Annotated in this window: 3 protein-coding genes and 2 pseudogenes; 4 read left to right on the top strand and 1 reads right to left on the bottom strand. The window is 74.1% G+C overall.

The genetic code is table 11. The features are described 5' to 3' along the window. Nucleotides 1-855, bottom strand: a pseudogene (locus JNW89_RS30515) (glycoside hydrolase family 3 N-terminal domain-containing protein); the annotation flags it as partial. A 221-nt stretch (nt 856-1076) separates the two neighbouring features. On the opposite strand from JNW89_RS30515, the gene JNW89_RS37020 reads away from it, so the two are divergent. The 4 genes and pseudogenes from JNW89_RS37020 to JNW89_RS30500 all read left to right on the top strand — a co-directional run. Further along, a complete protein-coding gene (locus JNW89_RS37020) occupies nt 1077-1202 on the top strand; it encodes a hypothetical protein (protein ID WP_255541416.1) in 126 nt (41 codons plus the stop codon). Between the two features lie 77 nt (nt 1203-1279). Next, complete coding sequence (locus JNW89_RS30510) at nt 1280-2230, top strand: TIGR03557 family F420-dependent LLM class oxidoreductase (protein WP_238451710.1); 951 nt, start codon at nt 1280-1282, stop codon at nt 2228-2230. A 103-nt stretch (nt 2231-2333) separates the two neighbouring features. Then, nucleotides 2334-3377, top strand: coding sequence for a MoxR family ATPase (locus JNW89_RS30505; protein ID WP_309140043.1), 1044 nt, complete (start codon nt 2334-2336; stop codon nt 3375-3377). Between the two features lie 3 nt (nt 3378-3380). Further along, a pseudogene (locus JNW89_RS30500) lies at nt 3381-3804 on the top strand (hypothetical protein); the annotation flags it as partial.

Genomic DNA, 3804 nt, shown 5'->3' with positions numbered 1-3804 from the left:
CGACCAGCCCGCTCGGCCCCGGCGGCCAGGGCGCGCACGGCGGCGCCGGCGAAGCCGTACCGGTCGGTGACCGCCCGCATCTCCACGGCGTCGGTGATCACCACGCCGGAGAAGCCCAGCTCCTCGCGGAGCAGGTCGCCGAGGATGCGGGGGCTGAGGGTGGCGGGCAGCTCCTCGGTCGAGGGCGGGCACGAGCAGGTGCCCGGTCATCACGGCCTGCACCCCGGCCGCCACGGCGGCCCGGAACGGCACCAGCTCGCCGGCGTCGAGGCGGGCCCGGCTGGCGCCGATGCGGGGCAGGTCGTGGTGCGAGTCGACCCGGGTGTCGCCGTGGCCGGGGAAGTGCTTGGCGCAGGCGGCGACGCCGGCGGACTGCAGGCCGCGCACCCAGGCGGCGGTGTGCCGGGCGACCAGCTGGGGGTCGGCGCCGAAGGACCGGACGCCGATCACCGGGTTGGCCGGGTTGTTGTTGACGTCGGCGTCCGGGGCGTAGTTGAGGGTGACGCCGAGCGCGGCGAGGTCGGCGCCGAGGTCCCGGGCCACCTCCTCGGTCAGCGCCGGGTCGTCGACCGCGCCGAGGGCGAAGTTGCCCGGGCGGGAGCTGCCCAGCGCCGACTCGATCCGGGTGACGTCGCCGGCCTCCTCGTCGATGGCCACCAGCACGTCCGGGCGTTCGGCGCGCAGGGTCGCGGTGAGCTCGGCGAGCTGGCCGGGGTCGACGACGTTGCGGGCGAACAGGACCACCGAGCCGAGCCCCTCGCCGAGCCAGCGGCAGACCCAGTCGGGCGGGCTGGTGCCGACGAAACCGGGCTGCAGGACGGCGGCCGCCAGGCCCGCCAGGTTGCGCTCGCTCATGACGCCGCCGCCCTTCGGCCGACGGCGTCATGAGGCTCCGATGCGCTGTGCCCGATGATTCGCTCGCTCCGCTCGCTCATGCGGCCCCCGTACCCCCGTGTGGTCGTCCGACGGCCTCACGCCGTCGCGGTGCTGCCATGGTCACACCGGGCCACGAAATAGTCAATAAACCTTACTGTTACCGTCTGGCGCCCTCCGGGGCGGCGTGCGACAGTGCGGGAATGGATCTGCTGCCGCTCGCCGACGCCACCTCGCCGGCCGACGTCCCCGGCGTGCGCCTGCTCGGCGTGGTGGTCGGCGGCCTGCTGCTGCTCGCCGCCATCCGGGCCATGTTCGGCCGCCGCTGACTGATCCCCCGAGTCCGGGGTAGGGCATCCACGGTCAGCCCAGCGCGACCGGCGGCGGGCGACGGCGAGGGGGAAAGATGAAGATCGGTTACTTCCTGTCCAGTGAGGAGTTCACCCCGGCGGAGCTGCTGGAGCAGGCGCGCGGCGCCGAACGGGCCGGGTTCGAGGCGCTGTGGATCTCGGACCACTACCACCCGTGGGTGGACGCGCAGGGGCAGAGCCCCTTCGTCTGGTCGACCATCGGCGCGCTCAGCCAGGTCTGCTCGCTGCCCGTCACCACCGCGGTGACCTGCCCGACCGTCCGCATCCACCCGGCGGTGCTCGCCCAGGCCGCGGCCACCAGCGCGGTCCTGCACTCCGGGCGCTTCGTGCTCGGCGTCGGCTCCGGCGAAGCCCTCAACGAGCACATCCTCGGCGACGCCTGGCCACAGACCGACGTCCGGCTGGAGATGCTGGAGGAGGCGGTCGAGGTGATGCGCGAGCTGTGGCGCGGCGAGTTCGTCAACCACCACGGCAAGCACTACACCGTCGAGCACGCCCGGATCTACACGCTGCCCGACACGCCCCCACCGGTCTACGTCTCCGGCTTCGGCCCCAAGGCGATCGACCTGGCCGCCCGGATCGGCGACGGCTACGTCAGCGTCATGCCCGACGCCGACATGGTCCGCCGGTTCCGGGAGAGCGGCGGCGGCGACAAGCCGTGCCAGGCCGGCTTCAAGGCGGCGTACGCCGACAGCGAGGAGGAGGGCGCGCGGCTGGCGTACGAGAAGTGGCCGAACGCCGGGGTGCCGGGCGAGCTGTCCCAGGTGCTGCCCTCCCCGCGCCACTTCGAGCAGGCCGCCCAGCTGGTCAAGCCGGAGATGATGAAGGAGTCGTTCGTCTGCGGCAACAGCGCCGACGCGCACCTGGAGATGATCGACCGGTACGCCAAGGCCGGCTTCGACGAGGTCTACGTGGCCAACACGGGCCCGCACACCCAGGGAATGTTCGACCTCTACCAGCGCGAGGTGCTGCCCCGCCTGCGCTGACCCGGAACGCCCCGGGCTGGTTCGGCGCCGGCCCGGGCCCGATATTCGGGTGCGCCCCCCGGTCCCCCGCCCGATCATGATCGGCGTGCACTCCGCCCTCACGGTGACCCCGGCCGAGCTGCCCGCGCTGCTCCTGCACGTCGCGGTGGTCCGGCCCGTCTTCGTCTGGGGCGCGCCGGGCATCGGCAAGAGTTCGCTGGTCCGAGCCTTTGCCGACTCGCTCGGCCTGCCCTGCGTGACGCTGGTCGGCACCCAGCTCGCCGCCGAGGACCTGATCGGCGTGCCGGAGCTGCGCGACGGACGCAGCCGCTTCGCCCCGCCCGAGTCGATCGCCCGCACCGAGCCGTACTGCCTCTTCCTGGACGAGCTGAACTCCTCCAGCCCCGAGGTGCAGAAGGCGTTCTACTCGCTGATCCTGGACCGTCGGATCGGCTCGTACGAGCTGCCGGCCGGCTCGATCGTGATCGGCGCCGGCAACCGGGCCACCGACAACGCGCTCGCCCGGCCGATGGCGTCCGCCCTGGTCAACCGGCTGGTGCACGTGCACCTGCGGGCCTCGGCCACCGACTGGCTGGCCTGGGCTGCCGGCGCGGGCCTGCACCCGTGGGTGCTGGACTACCTGACCGAGCGCCCGGACCAGCTGTGGGTGGCGCCGCCGAAGACCGAGGAGCCGTTCTCCACCCCGCGCAGCTGGCACATGCTCTCCGACGCGCTGCGCTCCTTCGGCGAGGGCGTCGACGAGGCGACCGTCCGGCTGCTGGCGGCCGGCACGCTGACCGGGCATCACGCGGCCGGCTTCACCGCGTACGTCAAGACGGTGCGCCACCGGTACGGCCTGGACGCCATCGTCCGGGGCGACGCCGGCTGGCCGCGCGCGGCGACCGACCGGGACCTGCTCTACTTCTTCGCCGAGGCGTTCCGGGCGCGGCTGGTCAAGGAGCTGCCCGCCGACCGCGACCACGCCTCCCGCCCGGTCCGCGACTTCGCCCTGCGCGCCAAGGGCCTGCTGGTCGAGCTGGCCGAGATCTCCCTGGAGTGCGCCCAGCTGGTCGTCGCCACCGACGACGAGGGGATGCCGGTGCTGCCGGCGTGGTTCCTGGTCGAGGTGACCCGGGACCTGCCCCGGCTCGTCGCCGCCCGGGCCTGAGCCGTGGCCGCCCGCCGCGCCGGCCGCCGGCCGGACCCGAACGAGGAGGCGTTCCGCCAGGCCAGGCAGCGGGTCACCACGCACCCGATGTTCCGGCCGCTCTGCTCCGCCGGCGCCGCGCGCAACGCCTGGTTCGCCTGGTCCGACGACGACGAACTCGCCGACCAGCGAGGGTGGGCGCGGGTCCGCGAGGACGGGAAGGTGGTGGTCAACCGGCGGCGCCGCGCCGACGCCGACGAGTGGTACTGGGTGCTGGTGCACTGCCTGCTGCACCTCGGCTTCGGTCACCTCGACCCCGAGCGGGAGGACCCGGCCGACCGGGCCGAACAGGCCGCCGCCTGCCTGGTGGTGGCCCGGTTCCAGCACGACGCCAAGCTGGGCCGGCCGCCGGGCGAACTGCCCACCCCGCTGCCCGCCGGGGACGAGG

The sequence above is a fragment of the Micromonospora sp. 4G55 genome (assembly GCF_016803375.1).
This window is presented reverse-complemented; position numbering and strand designations above follow the sequence as displayed.